Here is an 18,818-nt window from a genome sequence, read left to right as displayed (position 1 = left end):
CCCAATAATCTCTTAATAAGGGTTTACATTCCAAAATATCAATATCCCGAATTTTGGGTAAATTTGCATAATTCTACCTGTTTTGGAGGGAGTGGCATAAGATAGTTTTCCTTATTCCTATTTATATTTCCTGCCGCAACAACACGTTCATTATACAAGTTACACTCTTCCACTTTTTCCCGGCGTACCAACTGAAACCATCTCTTATATTCCGCAAAGAACTCCCATCCCCGTTCATCAAAAACGTATTTATCGAAAAGCTCACAAGAGAGACCTTCCGGGACATTGTTGGCCGTTCCGCCAATAGCTCTTTTTCGTATCCGGTTTATGCAGTCATACGCCAAGTCATCCGGTCCGTTACTAGCCAAATTCTGAGCTTCAGCGTAAATAAGTAGTACATCCGCATATCGGTATATAGGAATAATTCCATCTGACTGTGCTGCAGTAATTCCATAATCGCGATACTTCTTTATAAAAGGAGATTTCATGGCCGACTGCAAGTACGAATTTGGTTGGGGCCTTCCCGGAACCGCATAAGTAGTCTGATAGTTCCACTCTTTTCGTTCATCATCCGGATATTTCAAATAAAACTCCGCATCTCCCAGATAATCGCTCCATCCTTTTTCTTCTTGAGCAAGAAAAGAGATTCCATACTGACTCGCCATATTCGTAGCCCGAGAGCAGTTCACAGCGAATATATGTTCCGTATTATCATTCTTCGTAACCTCTTTCCACAAATCGGCATAATGATCCACCAAGTCATGATGATTATATGGGGCCTCTATTATTTCCCTGGCTTTCTGTGCCGCCTTCGCATAATATTCAGTCCTGTGCAATGGCCATCCGGCCATTGTCAAATAAACCTCTGCAAGGCAGGTCTGCGCAGCAATTTTCCCAACAGAAGAATTATCTTTTGTACGAGGGGTTTCTGGCAGATAGGTTTCGGCCAGAATCAAATCGGGAACGATAATCTTATCATATATATCCGCCACTTTATTACGTCCGATATTCTCGTTACCCAATATATCCTGAGTCGATTTGGAATCGACTATACCCGGAACATCTCCGAATAACCGTACTAGGTTATAATAAGCAAAAGCCCGCATAAAATAAGCCTCACCCAAATAGGCTTGTTTTTCATTCTCTGACACTCCATCTTCATTACTACCACGAATACCTTCAATCATTAAGTTAGAATTTAATATCAGATCATACATATTCTTCCAAAACCAATGAACATCCAACTCGCTAATTGTAGCATCCGCACGTAACTCATCAATAACAATAGTACGTGATTTACTCAACATTCCGGAAATTACATCATCAGCCCCCAATGTTAAGGTAAACAATCGGCAGCAATAACCATAATTCCAATGCCAAAGAGTACGATACAGCCCATTCGCCGTATTAGTTAAATTTGCTTCATCATATATAATATTCTCCGGAGTCAGAAAACTGAGAGGCTCTTGCTTCAGATCCACACACCCCGATAAAAGCAAAACGCTGAAAACTATTCCAATAATTTTTTTCATTTTTTCCATCTTTTAAAATGAGAAATTCAATCCTAACATGTAATTACGTCCATTCGGATAATATCCCCAATCAATACCCGAAGCCAACGGAGTTTTCAAAGTTACTTCCGGGTCTATTCCTGAATATCCGGTAAACAAAAATGGATTCTGTACGGATACATAACACCTCAAAGACGACACCCGCAGCTTTTGCAAAACTTTCTGCGGCAAGGTGTATCCGACTGTTATACTTTTCACTTTTACAAAATCTCCCTTCTCTACGAATAAAGAAGATATCCGTCCCCCTGTCGGTGTCTTGATAAATCCTTCGAGATATCCGCTCTCATCATCCGGACGCCAACGTTTATACATTTCGGGATTAGGAGTCAAACCAATTGTCCGCACCTGACGGGTATAATTATAGATATCGAATCCATGATACCCGATCATAAACAAGTTAAAATCAAAATTCTTCCAATTGATAGTATTACTCCATCCCCAATTAAATTTCGGTTGCCCGTTTCCAATAACACATTGGTCATCTATTGTAATCAAAGGATTATCATCGAGATTTTTAAACTTATAGGAACCGGCTTCCGGACGGTTTTCCGATTCCGGCAATCCGGACACTTCGGCCATTTTCCAGATACCCTCGTATTGGTATCCCCATATCGTACCTATCCGTCCTCCCTTTATATAACGGAAATAGTCATTTTCATATCCTCCCGAAGGCATGATCATATCAATATCATCCGAAAACTTCTTAAAAGTTCCTTGGTTGTGCGATAAGGTGAGCACGCTGTTCCATGTAATGTTTTTTACAGCCACAGGCGTCATGTTAACAGTAACTTCAACACCCTTATTCAAAATATGGGCGACATTAGCCAACTTCGTTTCCTGTCCGGTATGAAGAGGTACATTGACATTAATCAGCACATCTTTACTCAACTTATGGTAAAGGTCAACATTAAACACCAACCTGTTATTAAAAAGACCGAAATCAAGACCAATGTTGTATTGCTCGGTACGTTCCCATCCCAAATTAGGGTTTCCGATCCGTTTCAAGGAAAGTACCAAGTCATTATTAGCATTCCGACTAGTTACATATTCGTTAAATGCCGAATACGCTGCTACCGCCTGATTTCCAGTTTGACCGTACCCTAAGCGCAATTTTAATTGGTCAAAAGGTATTCCATCCATAAATCTTTCCTGTTTGATATCCCAAGCCAAAGCAAGAGAGGGGAAATTATCCCAACGTTTACCATACGCCAATCGAGAAGAACCGTCCCAACGATATGACGCAGTCAGCATATATCGATTCATAAAAACATAATTCACACGTGCCAAAGCCGACATCATCGCCGTTTTTATTCGAGAAGACTCACCACCGATCACTTTTCCTAAAGATGTATTATTCGCTCCAATTTCAATAGAAGCAAGTCCAGATGCCGAAGAGGTATTGATAAAGTCATCACTATAGCTTTGTTCAAAGACAAACGTTGTATTCAACCGATGATTACTATTTATCTCTTTCACGTAGCTCAATATATTAGAATTTATCCAACTGTATGAATGGCTGCTCTGCGCCCTTGACGAGGTAAGAGAAGTTCCTGCCCAAGTTTCGTAACAATCCTCATTAAAAGTAGACCGATAAATACTCGATCCAAAATTGAAGCTTTGATTCATCCGTAAGGACAAACCTGGTAGTAATTTTAAGTCGACATATCCTTGTAAGCGTATTTTATGAGAATAATCGTCTTTATCCTGTTCCCAAATATGTCCCATTGGGTTATACTGTGCACTACCCAATAAATTAAGATTGTTATATTTCCCATTTTCATCTTTGGGAGATATTGTATTTGGGAAAATCAAGCTTTCTATTAATACCCCCCTGTACTGAGAGAATCTCGGACCTTGTGAGGTCGTATACTCTCCCCATAAGTTTACTCCCGTCTTTAACCATGATTTTATTTCGCTGTCAACTTTTACACGGTAGTTTACTTTCTCATTAGAAGATGTCTCTACAATACCTTCATTAGAAGAATAACGACCAGAAATAAGATATTGAGTCTTATTTTCACCACCAGAAATCGATATTTCATGGGCATGTTCCACCGCACATTTTCTGAATATATTATCGACATAATCATATCCGATACTACCATTATCAAAAGCAACTATCTCATCCGCAGTATAAAATTCTCTGACCTCAGTACCCGAAGCTGTATAAAATTCTTTACCATACTCGTTTGCCAACCGTGCAAACTCACCCGATGTCATCATGTCCGGTAAAGAATAAGGAGCTTTAAAATTGATATAGCCATTATATTGTACCGTAATCTTTCCTTTTTCAACATTTTTCGTAGTTACCAAAATAACACCATTTGCACCTTGCGAACCGTATATAGCCGTTGCTGAAGCGTCTTTAAGTACTTCGATCGATTCTATATCAGCAGGATTCAAAGAGGAAAGGCTTCCTCCAATAAAACCGTCAATCACTACCAGGGGGCCTGTATCAGCTTGTATTGAGTTAACACCACGTACTCGTATTGTAGCTTCTGAGCCCGGTTGTCCGGAAGCAGATATGATACTCACTCCCGAGAGCCTTCCCTGCAAAGCATCGGTAATATTCGATACCGGCATCTGTTTCAAAGCTTCATCAGCCTTCACCGAAGCGACTGATCCTGTCAGATCCGATTTACGCATAACGCCATATCCCACTACTACCACTTCATCCAGATCATAGTTATCTTCTTCTAAAACTATTTTTATCGTACTTCTCCCGTTCACAGATACCTGTCTGGTTTTATACCCAACATACGAAACCTGTAATACAGTTTTCGAATCGCATTGTAAGGTAAAATTCCCTTCTTCATCTGTTATCGTACCTTTTTGGGTATCTTTCGCGAAAATAGAGGCTCCGAGAATTTTTTCTCCAGACCTACTCTCCACACTCCCTCTTAACACTATATTCTGAGCCACCCCTTCCATTCCCAATAATAGAAGGGCTAAAAACAGTATTTGTCGTTTAATCATAATACTCTTCACATTAAATTTTAATTATTATCTACTGACGTTGTATATCATCAGCAACCTTAATACGCACAATATAAGTATCCGATTATCCAACAGTTACTATAATATACATGGGCACGTACATAAGGCTTTCGCCGACTATCCTGATTTCATCTCCTGTTACAGCACTTTTTTATTACAGCACTTAAATCAGAAGCCGGTTCATATCTACCTGTCCTCGATGTAAAACCACCTGAAATCAGATATATATCTTGTTATCAGTGGAATACCGCTGATAACAAGACAAGTACCTAATAACAATCTTTTTATCACTGAATACCTTTATAATATAATCATCTTTGTCATCGAGTGTCCACTCTTCTCTATCTTCACAATATAAGTTCCTTTCTCCAATACTGTCGATTTGGAAAAATCACCCGTATAGAAAGATTTCACACACTTTCCTGTAATATCAAACACCGTAACATTGCTATTTGCCACATTTACATATAAAACACCCGAACTAGCGTAGATTTCCTTTCCGTCAAAAATTGACTGTACAGAAACAATACCACCTGCGGGGTCCACTTCATATACTCCCAAGTCAACAGGATCTTCATCGGTCATGGCCCGCTTTTTTCCAACAATATCACAATCAAATTCAACTAACGCATCATAATAACTGTTACCCTTGTTAATCAGAAATGATGTTTCATTCATTTTCCAGTTAGCATTTCTAATCTCTGTAAGTGCGTCAATATCCGTAGAAGATACAGCTCCCACAAATGATGTCGGTTTAATAAATTTTGCGTAATTCACTTCCACATCCTCTCCCATATTATCATCTGATATTCGGTATAGAGGATAAAACGACCAGTCCGAATTTTCCGCTTTAGTTATTATATCTTCAGATCCCCTGTTAGAGGCTACGCAATCGAAATAACTAACCGTCGAACCGGCTTGCGTATACATGTAAGCCTTACTACCGGAAGTAGTCATATTGTTCCAGACCACACTATTTGCCAATGTACCACCACCATCAGCATCAAAAAAAACTGAATAACTGCCTTGATCACCGGTCAGGTTATTACACACAGTCATATTAATAAACATAGCCCCCCTGTCCGTATAAATTGGATAACCTGTATTATTATAAACCAAACAATTTAAAATCGTATTAGAGGACCAATTAGCTGCAATAGCCGAACCTTTACCATATCCATCAGCAGCACTCCCGGATATATTGTTATAAAAGATACAATTAGTTATCATACCTGCTGCAGCAGCACGCAAACCACCACCACATATACTCCCCCATTTCAATCCTCGGTTACTATCAAATACACAATGGTCAACATAGTTCACATCTTCAACTGATGTACTGGAAAGATACAATCCCGCACCACCGTTTTTATCATTCGCGGCAGACGAATTATTGAAAAAATAACAATATTGCACTTTACCGCCCATATACATTTGTACACCGCCGCCTCCCCAAGTCGACACATTCTCACGAAAAATACAGTTCTGCACAACTCCACCTTTTCTTACAGTAACCGCCGAACCTTTACTCTTCTCAAAAGTAATACCGTCAATAAACGTTTCATTCAGGAATTGAGTCTTCTGATTTGTAATATTAGAGGCTGTAGCCGCAGCGTCAATCGAAAGTATCGTCTGGTTAACAAAGTCCCACGGCTGCCCCCCTTCGACCTTTATCCGATCTTCCAACTTACTTTCAGTTCCGGCAAAGCCGCCGTACAAAGAAGTACCGGATTTCATGGTTAAATACACTTTAGAAGCATCTAGTTCCTCATTTTTAATCATATAAATACCCGCAGCTATCCATACCTGGTCTCCCGAAGCAGCAGCCTCATAAGCCATCTTTATATCCGTATAAACCAGTCCCGGATTTTTATCACTCCAAGCCGTAGATTCAACATTCGGCTTTACATAATACACTGTAGCGTTTGCCCAAATCGCCATACACATTAATGATAAAAAGAGATACAATTTTCTCATGGCATTTCAATTTAATAGTTTAACTTTTATTTTTAATACGCCACAAAAATAGGGTTAAAAACAAGGGAAGATTGGATAAAATTGTACGTAAAACAACCCAATATTTTCCGTCTCAGAATACAGGAATGCTCTATTTATCAAGAATATACATTGGAGAGGAAATATTTATTTCCCCTCCAAATCTCTATTAATCAACTTTTAAAATGAAGTACCCTTACGATAAGCGGTAGGAGATATTCCAAATTGTTCTTTAAAACATTTTCCGAAATATTTTGGAGATCCAAATCCTAATGTATATGCAATATCGGCAACCGACATTTCCATATTATCACGAAGAAAAACAGAAGCTTTTTTCAATTTCACATTCATAATAAAATCATTCGGTGTCTGACCGGTAACTCCTTTCAATTTAGCAAACAACTTCGTACGACACATATTGAGCTCGGCACATAATACCGGAATGTCAAAATCCGAATCATCAATATGCTTTTCTATAACCTCACAAACCTTTTCTATAAAAGTAAGATCTTGTTCATTAGTTGCCAAAACTTTAGCTGAAACATCCGGGCGGCAGCTAAATTTTTTCTGAAGTATCCTTCTGTTATTAACCAGATTATTACAACGAATTATAAGAGTTTCTATATTAAAAGGTTTAGTAATATAGTCATCCGCCCCATTTTTTAATCCTTCTATATTACTCTCTATCGTAGTACGAGCTGTCAATAATACAACTGGAATATGACAAAGCTCCAAACTTTCTTTTATTTTCCGGCATAACTCCGAACCAGATAAAAAAGGCATCATTATATCACTCAAAACAATATCCGGCTGCAACTCTATCGTTTTCCGGTAACCTTCCTCTCCGTCAGCTGCCAAAGCAACATTATATACCGGAGAAAAAACATCTTTCAACATAAGCCGAAGTTCCATATTATCTTCAACAATCAATATTTGCGGCTTATCGCCATCTTCATTTTCAGATTCACGAACAATTTCAGAAGCTATATCTGTTTCAGACTCCAATATTTTCTTTATGCAAATCTGATCTGCATTTTCTATCTCTGATATTTCAGACTGTTTGAAATGCGATTTCCCTTTCCGTATAGAAACAACAAAACAACTCTCCACACCCGGAACACTCGATACAGAAATATCTCCAGAATGAGACTCTACGATCAACTTTGACAAAGCTAGCCCAATTCCAGTTCCAGGTGTCATACTACTCACCTGTACATTATTATCCACCTGATAAAAACATTGAAATATTTTATCAATATATTCTTCTGAAATACCTATACCGTTATCCGTTACAGAAACTAAGACTCTATCTTTCATTTCCTTCATTCCAACCACAATACACCCCTGTTCAGGTGTAAACTTAAAAGCATTGGAAATAAGATTATAAAATACTTTCTGCATCTGTATAGGATCAATCCATACAAAAATATCATCTTCGCCCTTCTCCAACCGGAATGTTATATTTCTCAAACGAGCCAATTCTGTAAAAGATACATATATCTCATCCAGAAAATCTCCCATATTCACCTGCGAAACTTTCAATAGCAAATATCCCTGTTCATATTTTCGGAATTCGAGCAGTTCGGTTATAAGATTCTGCATATGGTAAGCATTTCTTTTAATTGCAAGAATCTTTTTATAAACCGCAGGAGAAACACGAGAAGTTTGCAGTAACATTTCAACTTGCCCCAAAATAAGAGTTAAAGGTGTTCTAAACTCATGCGATATATTTGTAAAAAAACATAATTTTGACTGATTAGTCTGTTCTATACGATCTTTTTCCTTTTTTTCATACTCAAGCGATGTCCTTAACAGCAACTTCGATTTGATCGAAGACAAATAAATGTAAATTAAAGAAATAACGATAAATACATATATCAGATATGCCCACCATGATCTGTAAAATGGAGGGGAAACATGAATCAATAACTGTTTTTCACAAGCTATTTGCTGGGTACCCTCCCATTTCCCCCGAATTTTAAGTACATAATCCCCTTCTGCAAGGTGCATAAAATTCAGACTATATACATGTGGAGGTATTTTAACCCATTGATTTGACAATCCGGACATCTGATATTCATAAACACAACGGTTAGATGGAATATAATTATCTGAAATAAATGAAATTGAAAGTATTGTTTGATCATACTTCAAATCGATTTCATTTGTAAATGCCAACGTGGACTTTAATATCCCCGTAGAATCACCGGGAATAACTCTATGATTATTAACTAAAAGTTCCTGAAATTCAATTTTAAAGGGAGTATATTCCTGTTTCAGATCTTTTTCCGTGAAGGAAATAATACCATCTATCCCCGAAAGGTAAATCTGTCCGTCAGAAGTGACACAAACATCCCCGCCATAAGCAGAAGAAAGCGGGAATCCATTTTCCACCCCATAATTATATACTCTCTTATTCCGAGGGTCAAGCAAAGAAATTCCTTCAGTATGTAAAAGAATTAAATACCCATTCTTGGATTCAGCAATATTACCGATATAATTATTCTTCAATCCACAACTACGTTGATCAAACCGATGGAAGCAATCATTTTTTGCGTCATATAAATTTAGACCTCCTCCACCCGTCGTTATCCATAATCTATTCTGCGAATCCAGAAAAAGTTTCTCCATATTATTACTGCTTAAAGAAGTTTCTTCTTTCGGATCATACAGATATTCTTTTAACTTTTGTTTTTTGGTATCAAAGCATAACAATCCTTTCCCTGCAACCCAAAGATTCTGTTCTTTATCAAATAATATGTCCACAACAAAGGGATTGTGCTTATGCAGGCATTCAGAAAAAAGAGAAAATTTATTCGTCCGCATATCAAACAGGTATAATCCGGAATGAGTCCCAACCAATAACGAGTCTTTCCCATACGGTTTGATAACTCGTATCGATACCGCATCTCCAACTGCATCTTGGGAATTGTGATATTCATCAAATATTATATATTCCCGCGTAGACATATTAAATTTACATAATCCTCCGAAATGTAGTCCTAACCACAATATATGGTTATTTTTATCATAATATGCAGTTTTTATATTCGATTTAAATATATATTTGCCGCGAGATCTTTCAATAGAATATTGTTTGCATTGTTTTTTTTCTACATCATAATAAATAACTCCTTCACCTTCTGTACACAAAAAAAGATTTTCATACTCATCCTTAATAATATTTCCGACAATAGGACCGGAAACATTTATTTTCCCAGGATATTGCAAATCAAGATAAGCATATGATTTAATTTCGGGATTAAAGTAATTTACTCCACCATAATATGTACCAATCCAGATAGTCCCTTGTACATCTTTATACAGCGACCAAACAGAACAATCAGACAATTTCCACGAATCACGTTCTCCTTCATCGAAAAACGCTAAATTCTGTTTATCTTCATCCAAGCGATTAATTCCGAGCGATGTACCGATCCAAATTCCCCCCTTATTATCTTCACAAATATCCCTCACAAAATCTGACGACAACCGGCACTCTTTCCTCGAAGCTACCGTACAATAGTGCTCTACCAAACGAGTATCCTGAAAACAATACAACCCCGTGGTATAAGAACCTATCCAAACATCATTTTTCGAATCTTCATATACAACAGAAACTCGTCCTATATCCGGTAATAATTGCGTAACTTGCTTGTTTTTATCCAAGTAGTATACTCCCGAAGAAAATGTTCCAACAATAAGATTTCCATTTTTCAGTTCTTTTACTGCTGATATATTTACCTGATATGGAAATTGAAGAAAACTTTCAATAGCCCCATCTTTATAGATATACAAATGGTTATATTCTGCAATCCAAAGGTGACCATAACCGTAGGAAACAGCTGTACATACATTCTCTTTTAAAGTCAAAAAATTGTTGGTCTTTAAATCGTATTCTGAAACGCCCCGATTTGTGAGAATAAATACTTTTCCATTCCGGTCCCCACATATTTGTCTAATTCGTTCACCACACAACGAATTTGAATTACCAGGTTCAGGAGTAAAAACCTGCATTCCACTCTGGTCATAACGGTTTAACCCCTCACGAGTTCCAAACCAAAAAGAGCCTAATTCATCCTGATAAATACTCATTACTGAAGGCTGAGACAATCCCTGCTTCATACCCAATTTGGAAAAATAAATACCATTTGCATAAAGTACATTACAACAGAGCACGAAACAAGTAACAATCAATCCTGCAACAAATTCTTTTTTCATAATATTAGTATATACACGATTACAAATACATTCTTTCGGCAAATTTATAAAAACAAAAACTCTATTTTCAACTTTTAAATATAAAAATATGCTTGTTATTATCCATACGATAGTCTACAGTAAGCATTCGGCTATCCTCGTATTCTATCCGTATCTTTGTATACCAAACAATGATGTATGTACAAGATTCTGTTCTTTTTATAATACCAATAACTTTATTAGCGACAATCAGGCCGAACAAGACACCGGACAGAACGAAAACATCCGGTACATTGTAGCGTACTTTGCCACCGAAAATCAAAAACAAGATCATTATGAAAGAGAAGACCGGCAATTCTGCCCTTTATATCCTTTTGTTAGTAGGAGCAATTTCAGCTTTCGGTCCATTCGTTACCGACTTTTATCTACCCGCACTTCCGGCATTGGGTATCTATTTTGACACTTCCGCCTCTATGGTAGCGCTTACCCTCACTGTCAGCATGGTAGGGTTGGCTATAGGACAACTCTTCATCGGTCCCCTCTCCGATCGCTATGGACGGAAATTCCCACTCTTGGCGTCGCTCATTCTGTTTGTCCTGTCTACCCTGGCTTGTCTGGCGTCCACTACAATTTATGAGTTCCTCATCTTCCGATTTATACAGGGGGTAGCAGGAGCAGGCGGAGTGGTCATTTCCAAATCCATCGCTACGGACCTGTATAAAGGAAAACGCTTGGCACACTTCTTCTCCATACTGAGTAGTGTACAAGGTCTGGCCCCTATCTGTGCTCCCGTTCTGGGAGGATTATTACTCATGGTAACAGACTGGCGAGGTATCTTCCTGACTTTACTGGGCATAGGAATCCTTCTGTTATTTTTCACCACTTACTTTCACGAATCCCTATCAATACGTAATCAAGGTAAAGTGAAAGACACCTTTAAAGCTTATCTACCCGTATTGCGTAATCATCACTTTATGCGATATGTACTGATACAAGCTATGGCAATGGGAGTCATGTTTGCCTATATCGCTGCGTCACCTTTCATCTTTCAGGAACACTACGGATTATCGCCACTCACATATAGCCTCTGTTTCGGTATCAATGCATTGGGTATTATGGGAGGAAGTCTGCTCGTCATCCGCTTCCGACAAGTAGAGACAGCACTACAAATCGGTGTACGGGGATTCCTGCTACTGAGTATTGTAGTAGCTATAACACTGACCTGTAACTTCTCTGTTTATTATGTAGAAACAGCTTTTTTCATTCTGTTAGTATTCCTGGGTATGATACTTCCCACCTCTACTACACTGGCCTTGGAACCCGTACGTGAGAGTTCCGGTAATGCATCGGCTATTCTTGGTTTCCTTACCTTTTTTGTAGGTGGTATTTGCTCTCCTTTGGCAGGGTTGGGCAATATGTTGATTTCGACCTCGATACTGATCGTGTTTTGTGCATTTTGTACACTCCTATTGACAAGAGGAAAAAACAGAAATATAAAATTTCAATATAGATAAGTAGAAATCTACCTGAACAAAGTGGAAAATCTATGTAGATACAGACTTTTCGGGCAACTCCTTAAAAGAGTTGTCTGATCTTCTCCCTCTCTCCGACAAACCATACCAAATCACCTAACAGAAAAGTAGTATCCTTATCCAGAGGAACCAGCTCACCATTCCGCTCAATAGCTACAACAATACTATCATACTTTTCACCCAAACGGGATTGAACAATGCTTTTATCCAGAAAATGAAAAGCCTCATTCACTGTGAAAGAGTGCAGAGTCATCTCTTGACGCACCTCCTCTGTATCCGGTGCTCCTTGCGGGCTTTCAATTTCGTCACGAAACTTTTGCAGTTGCCCGTCCGTACCAACCACTGCCAGTTTATCCTGTGGATAAATCCGTTCAGAACTCTTGGGGATATATATTTTAAGATCACCACGCACAATGGCTACTACATTCACACCAAAATCCCGCCGGAACGAGAGCTCTCCCAAAGATTTGCCTATATAACGGGAATAAGGAGATACGAGAATAGAGGTAAGTTCAAGATCTTTATTATTGAACTCACTGTTGAAACTCGTCCTCAACGGATGATGTTTTCTGGCAACCTCTTCCCGTAGATTAAGATTGGTCAGAAAATGAGTTTCCAGACGCGAATATTGAGTAAGATCTTCCCGAAGGATAAGAATCAGAACCACCACAGCTACAGCAATAACCACTCCTATCCCAAAATTCAGATGAAAATAGCTGATGACTACAGCCGAAATAAAAAAAATAGCAACAGACACCCGGAACAGCACTAAAGCAACCAGGCGACCGTGATTGTAGTTCTCATCTTCCCACAGTTTCAGAAATATTGCAGAAGAATTGTACTTATTGGAGATAAGCGCCCACAAAAAAGGAGTCATAAGTAAAAGAGTAGCCAGACACATCGCCAGATTAACCCAGATCGTCACAGGAGTAAACAGTTCACTGACAGCAGGATATAGTGTTTTCACAGACAGTAGCCAAATAGCAGTGAGCAGTACACTATAAATAATGACTCTGCCAACAATATTTTTTAATAGCTTCTTCCAGTCACTATCATGGTTCACCGTTTTTTTACCAGAAGCATAACGAGCCAGTATTTCCTGAACTTTGGGTGGTAATACTTTATAAAGCCATTCGGCAAAAGGATTTGCCAGACGAATAAAATAGGGAGTAGTGAAAGTTGTAATAACGGATACAGCCACAATAATCGGAGAGATAAACGGATCAAGTACCTTAAGCGAAACACCCAATCCGGCAATAATAAAAGCAAATTCTCCGATTTGTGCCAAACTAAACCCGGACTTGATGGAAATATTAAGTGACTCTCCGGACAGAAGAACACCCAATGAAGAGAATATGGCTTTTCCAATAATGGTGACCAGTGTAATAATAATAACCGGCCAAGCATATTCAACCAATACAGCCGGATTGACCAACATACCGACAGACACAAAGAAAATTGCTCCGAAAAGATCTTTCACCGGCTGTATAATATGCTCAATGTGCTCCGCCTCAACCGTTTCAGCAAGGATAGAACCCATAATAAATGCACCCAGAGCAGCCGAGAATCCGGTATAGGTAGCCAGTACTACCATTCCCAGACAAAGGCCGAGAGACACAATCAGAAGCGTTTCATTATTCATCAGCTTCTTTGCTTTTTTCAAGAAAGCCGGAAGGATAAAAATACCGATAAGAAACCACAGTATCAGGAAGAAAACAACTTTCAGTACACTTACCAGCAACTCTTCGCCCATAAAATCTTTGCTCACTGCCATCGTAGAAAGAAGAACCATCATCAAAATAGCAATCAGGTCCTCCACAACCAGTGTACCGAATACAATGCCTGTAAACCGCTGGCTACGCAACCCCAGATCATCAAAAGCCTTGATAATAATGGTAGTAGATGACATAGACAGCATTCCACCCAGAAAAATAGAATTCATGGTACCCCATCCCAGCAGATATCCTACCATATAACCAATCAATAACATACTGATAACTTCGGTAGTTGCCGTGATAAAAGCTGTTGAACCCACATTGATAAGTTTCTTGAAACTAAATTCCAGACCGAGAGCAAAAAGCAGAAATACAACTCCTATTTCGGCCCAGATATTAATATTTGCTATATCTCCTACAGTAGGGAAAATATGGACATAAGGACCAGCCAGTAATCCGGCAACAATATAGCCTAAAACTAAAGGTTGTTTTAACCATTTGAACAATAAAGTTATAATACTTGCGGATATCAATATCAGTGCAAGGTCAGCAATTAAAGTTGGCAAATGCGACATGAAATGTATTTTTATAGGTTTTTATTTTGCATAAGGTTACATACCTCATTTAAAATAACAAAAAAGAGGGCATTGTGTTTCAACTGTCAGGCTTTTACACCTGCTTTTTTATTCAGACTGCACAAAAAGTAAACTTTCGTGCAAAAAAGATTCGTCCTATTCAATAATTCTCTATATTTGCGCCCGATTTGGTTCGGAATCCGTGGTCAACGGATGAAGATTAAAAGGGAATCGGGTGTAACTCCCGGACAGTCCCGCTGCTGTGAAGCTCTGTACAACATCTTATAAATTAACCAGATTCGCGCCACTGACGGAGGTAAAAAATCCATCGGGAAGGCCCATAAGATGAGAGTCAGTCAGAAGACCTGCCAGTCAAAATTTATACTTTCTCACCTCGTGGGTTAGGAAAGAAAGTATCGCCGTTTAGCCCCAAATCTTAGAAATACTGTGTTTTCACCGGGTGGAATGTGTCCGCAGGGTGGAAAAGCACTAATACGTATATGCATTTAATTGAGAAATGAATATGATAAAAAGAATCTTAGTTGCCAATCGCGGAGAAATAGCCGTGAGAGTAATGCGCTCCTGCCGGGAAATGGAAATAGCAAGTATCGCTGTTTTCTCAGAGGCAGACCGCACCGCAAAGCATGTGCTCTACGCCGATGAAGCTTACTGCATCGGTCCGGCCGCATCAAAAGAGAGTTATCTGAATATAGAAAAGATCCTTGAGGTGGCGAAGATGTGCCACGCAGATGCCATACATCCGGGATATGGCTTCTTATCGGAAAATGCCACATTCGCCCGTCGTTGTCAGGAAGAAGGAATCATCTTTATCGGTCCGAATCCGGAAACAATGGAGGCAATGGGAGACAAAATTGCTGCCCGTATCAAAATGATTGAAGCGGGGGTTCCGGTAGTTCCAGGTACGCAGGAAAATCTGAAAAGCGTGGAAGAAGCCGTAGAACTGTGCAACCAAATAGGCTACCCGGTAATGCTGAAAGCTTCTATGGGCGGTGGCGGAAAAGGAATGCGACTGATCCACAATGCCGGTGAAGTAGAAGAAGCCTATACTACAGCCAAAAGCGAATCGCTCTCCTCATTTGGAGACGACACCGTATATCTGGAAAAGTTCGTTGAGGAACCACATCATATTGAATTTCAGATTCTGGGTGATAAACACGGCAATGTAATTCATCTATGCGAACGTGAATGCTCCGTACAACGTCGTAACCAGAAAATCGTAGAAGAAAGTCCTTCGGTATTCGTAACACCCGAATTACGCAAAGACATGGGCGAAAAGGCAGTAGCTGCCGCCAAAGCCGTCAACTATATCGGTGCAGGAACAATTGAGTTCCTGGTAGACAAACACCGCAACTACTACTTCCTGGAAATGAATACCCGTTTACAAGTAGAACATCCTATTACAGAGGAAGTTGTGGGGGTAGACCTGGTAAAAGAGCAAATCAAAGTGGCAGATAACCAGGTGTTAAAGTTAAAACAAGAGGATATCAAGCAACGCGGACACGCTATTGAATGCCGTATCTGTGCAGAAGATACCGAAATGAACTTCATGCCCAGTCCGGGAGTGATCAAGCAAATTACTGAGCCAAACGGTATCGGTGTACGCATTGATAGCTACGTATACGAAGGATATGAAATCCCTATCTACTATGACCCGATGATCGGTAAACTGATTGTGTGGGCTACCACCCGTGAATACGCCATTGAGCGCATGCGCCGGGTACTCCACGAATACAAACTGACAGGGGTGAAAAACAACATCAGTTACCTGCGTTGTATTATGGATACCGCCGACTTTGTAGAAGGGCATTATGATACAGGTTTTATTGCAAAGAACGGCGAAGCATTACAAAAGTGTATCACCCACACCAGTGAACGTTCTGAGAAAATAGCCTTGATTGCCGCCTATATGGACTATCTGATGAACCTTGAAGAAAATAGCGGATCGTCTACCGATAACCGCCCTATCAGCAAGTGGAAAGAATTCGGATTGCATAAAGGAGTGTTAAGAATATAATAATGTGCCAATATGCTAATGTGCCAATTGGCTACGCTGTATTGCCGAAAGACATTGGTACATTATTTAAATGATTAATTATGGAAATTCATATAGGAAACCGTGTGGCCGAGATAGAATTGGTCAGCAAGGAAGATAATAAAGTGGTACTTACCATAGACGGACAGACGTTTGAAGCAGATGTAGTGATGGCAGAAAACGGAACCTGTAACATCCTGATGGATGGACACAGCTCCAATGCACAGCTGATCCGTGGTGAGAACGGAAAGAGTTATAAGGTAAATACACACTATAACAGTTACAATGTAGAAATTGTAGACAGTCAGGCAAAATACCTGCGCATGCGCAAAAAGGGAGATGAAGAACAGAATGACCGCATCACCTCTCCAATGCCGGGCAAGGTTGTGAAAATTCCCGTTAGTGTGGGCCAGGAAGTAAAAGCCGGACATACCGCCATTGTCATTGAAGCAATGAAAATGCAAAGTAACTACAAAGTAACTTCGGACTGTCGCATTAAAGAAATACTGGTGCAGGAAGGTGATAGTATCACTGGTGACCAGACATTAATAACCCTTGAAGCCATAGAGTAAAAATGGAAGAAATAAATAAAGCATATGCCGCGTTTGAAGAACGTGACCGCATCGCTTCCCTTGGTGGAGGTGTCGATAAGATAGAAAAGCAACACGAAAGTGGAAAAATGACTGCCCGCGAGCGTATTGACATGCTGTTGGACAAAGGTACTTTCGTAGAACTGGATAAGTTAATGGTGCACCGGTGTACCAACTACGGTATGGACAAAAACAAGATTCCCGGAGATGGCATTGTGTCCGGTTATGGGAAAATAGACGGCCGCCAGGTCTTTGTTTATGCTTATGACTTCACGGTATATGGTGGTTCACTTTCGGCATCCAATGCAAAGAAGATTGTGAAAGTACAACAGCTGGCATTAAAAAACGGAGCTCCTATCATCGCTTTGAACGATTCGGGTGGTGCCCGCATCCAGGAAGGTATCGAAAGCCTTTCGGGCTATGCTGATATCTTCTATCAGAACACAATGGCAAGCGGGGTAATTCCGCAGATTTCTGCCATTCTGGGTCCATGTGCCGGCGGTGCCTGTTACTCTCCCGCACTGACGGACTTTATCTTTATGGTAAAAGAAAAGAGCCACATGTTTGTGACAGGACCGGATGTAGTAAAAACGGTGATCCACGAAGAAGTGAGTAAAGAGGAATTGGGTGGTGCAATGACACATAGCAGCAAAAGCGGAGTGACTCATTTCATGGCCAACAGCGAAGAAGAGCTGCTGATGAGTATTCGCGAATTGCTCTCCTTCCTGCCACAAAACAATATGGACGAAGCTAAGAAGCAAAACAATACCGATGATATCAACCGTGAAGATGCATCACTGGATACAATTGTCCCGGCTGACCCGAACGTACCTTATGATATGAAAGATATCATTGAGCGCGTGGTAGACAATGGCTATTTCTTTGAAGTAATGCCCAACTTTGCCAAGAACATCCTTATCGGTTTTGCACGTTTGGGCGGACGCTCGGTAGGTATCGTAGCCAATCAGCCGGCTTATCTGGCAGGCGTGCTCGATATTGATGCCAGCGATAAGGCGAGCCGTTTCATTCGTTTCTGCGACTGTTTCAATATTCCGTTGATCACCTTTGAAGATGTTCCGGGATTCCTGCCGGGATATACGCAAGAGAATAACGGTATCATACGCCACGGGGCAAAGATTGTATATGCATTTGCAGAGGCAACCGTACCTAAAATCACAGTTATCACCCGTAAAGCATACGGTGGTGCCTACATCGTAATGAACTCTAAGCAGACCGGGGCAGACGTAAACTTTGCTTATCCGAGTGCTGAAATTGCGGTAATGGGCGCTGATGGTGCGGTAAATATTCTGTTCCGTAAAGCAGATGCAGAAACAAAAGCCAAAGAGCTGGAAGCCTATAAAGAAAAGTTTGCCAACCCTTATCAGGCTGCCGAATTGGGCTTTATTGACGAAATAATCCTACCGAAGCAGACCCGGAAGCGCTTGATCCAGGCCCTGGAAATGACAGAAAATAAGATGCAGACCAATCCGCCTAAGAAACACGGGAATATGCCATTGTAGAGCTTATTTAGTTGAAAGTTGAGAGTTGAAAATTGGCTGCGCTGTTACGCTGCATAGTACTTCTTTATTG

At 39.9% G+C, this 18,818-nt stretch carries 10 protein-coding genes and 1 riboswitch; of the genes, 4 read left to right on the top strand and 6 right to left on the bottom strand.

Annotated elements, in window-relative coordinates:
- Positions 1–38: 38 nt before the first annotated feature.
- The 5 genes from HCG69_RS18195 to HCG69_RS18175 all read right to left on the bottom strand — a co-directional run bounded on the left by HCG69_RS18195 (position 39) and on the right by HCG69_RS18175 (position 11,091).
- Entirely contained in the window at positions 39–1,532 is a 1,494-nt protein-coding gene (locus tag HCG69_RS18195; protein WP_221651196.1) for a RagB/SusD family nutrient uptake outer membrane protein, read from the bottom strand.
- Positions 1,533–1,544: 12 nt separating this feature from the next.
- Entirely contained in the window at positions 1,545–4,547 is a 3,003-nt protein-coding gene (locus HCG69_RS18190; RefSeq protein ID WP_255586236.1) for a TonB-dependent receptor, read from the bottom strand.
- Between the two features lie 321 nt (positions 4,548–4,868).
- Positions 4,869–6,545 (bottom strand): T9SS type A sorting domain-containing protein, encoded by a 1,677-nt coding sequence (locus HCG69_RS18185; protein ID WP_221651195.1) that lies wholly within the window; start codon positions 6,543–6,545, stop codon positions 4,869–4,871.
- 198 nt (positions 6,546–6,743) lie between these two features.
- The gene (locus HCG69_RS18180; RefSeq protein WP_221651194.1) at positions 6,744–10,784 is read right to left on the bottom strand and encodes a two-component regulator propeller domain-containing protein; all 4,041 of its coding nucleotides are present in this window, start codon (positions 10,782–10,784) and stop codon (positions 6,744–6,746) included.
- Between the two features lie 67 nt (positions 10,785–10,851).
- A complete protein-coding gene (locus HCG69_RS18175; protein WP_221651193.1) occupies positions 10,852–11,091 on the bottom strand; it encodes a hypothetical protein in 240 nt (79 codons plus the stop codon).
- A 7-nt stretch (positions 11,092–11,098) separates the two neighbouring features.
- On the opposite strand from HCG69_RS18175, the gene HCG69_RS18170 reads away from it, so the two are divergent.
- Positions 11,099–12,277 carry a multidrug effflux MFS transporter gene (locus HCG69_RS18170; protein ID WP_221651192.1) on the top strand — a complete coding sequence of 393 codons (1,179 nt, stop codon included), beginning with the start codon at positions 11,099–11,101 and terminating at the stop codon, positions 12,275–12,277.
- Between the two features lie 61 nt (positions 12,278–12,338).
- On the opposite strand, the gene HCG69_RS18165 is transcribed toward HCG69_RS18170, so the two are convergent.
- Positions 12,339–14,585: a cation:proton antiporter gene (locus HCG69_RS18165; RefSeq protein WP_221651191.1), complete on the bottom strand. Its 2,247-nt coding sequence runs from the start codon at positions 14,583–14,585 to the stop codon at positions 12,339–12,341.
- A gap of 172 nt (positions 14,586–14,757) precedes the next feature.
- Positions 14,758–14,973: riboswitch (cobalamin riboswitch) on the top strand.
- Between the two features lie 135 nt (positions 14,974–15,108).
- Here HCG69_RS18165 and accC point away from each other — a divergent pair.
- The 3 genes from accC to HCG69_RS18150 all read left to right on the top strand — a co-directional run bounded on the left by accC (position 15,109) and on the right by HCG69_RS18150 (position 18,748).
- Positions 15,109–16,620: an acetyl-CoA carboxylase biotin carboxylase subunit gene (accC, locus tag HCG69_RS18160; protein ID WP_221651190.1), complete on the top strand. Its 1,512-nt coding sequence runs from the start codon at positions 15,109–15,111 to the stop codon at positions 16,618–16,620.
- An 80-nt stretch (positions 16,621–16,700) separates the two neighbouring features.
- Entirely contained in the window at positions 16,701–17,210 is a 510-nt protein-coding gene (locus tag HCG69_RS18155; RefSeq protein ID WP_221651189.1) for an acetyl-CoA carboxylase biotin carboxyl carrier protein subunit, read from the top strand.
- A gap of 2 nt (positions 17,211–17,212) precedes the next feature.
- Positions 17,213–18,748 (top strand): acyl-CoA carboxylase subunit beta, encoded by a 1,536-nt coding sequence (locus HCG69_RS18150; RefSeq protein ID WP_221651188.1) that lies wholly within the window; start codon positions 17,213–17,215, stop codon positions 18,746–18,748.
- Positions 18,749–18,818 lie beyond the last annotated feature (70 nt).

The organism is Bacteroides sp. K03 (assembly GCF_019734355.1).
Classification (GTDB): Bacteria; Bacteroidota; Bacteroidia; order Bacteroidales; family Bacteroidaceae; genus Bacteroides; species Bacteroides nordii.
This window is presented reverse-complemented; position numbering and strand designations above follow the sequence as displayed.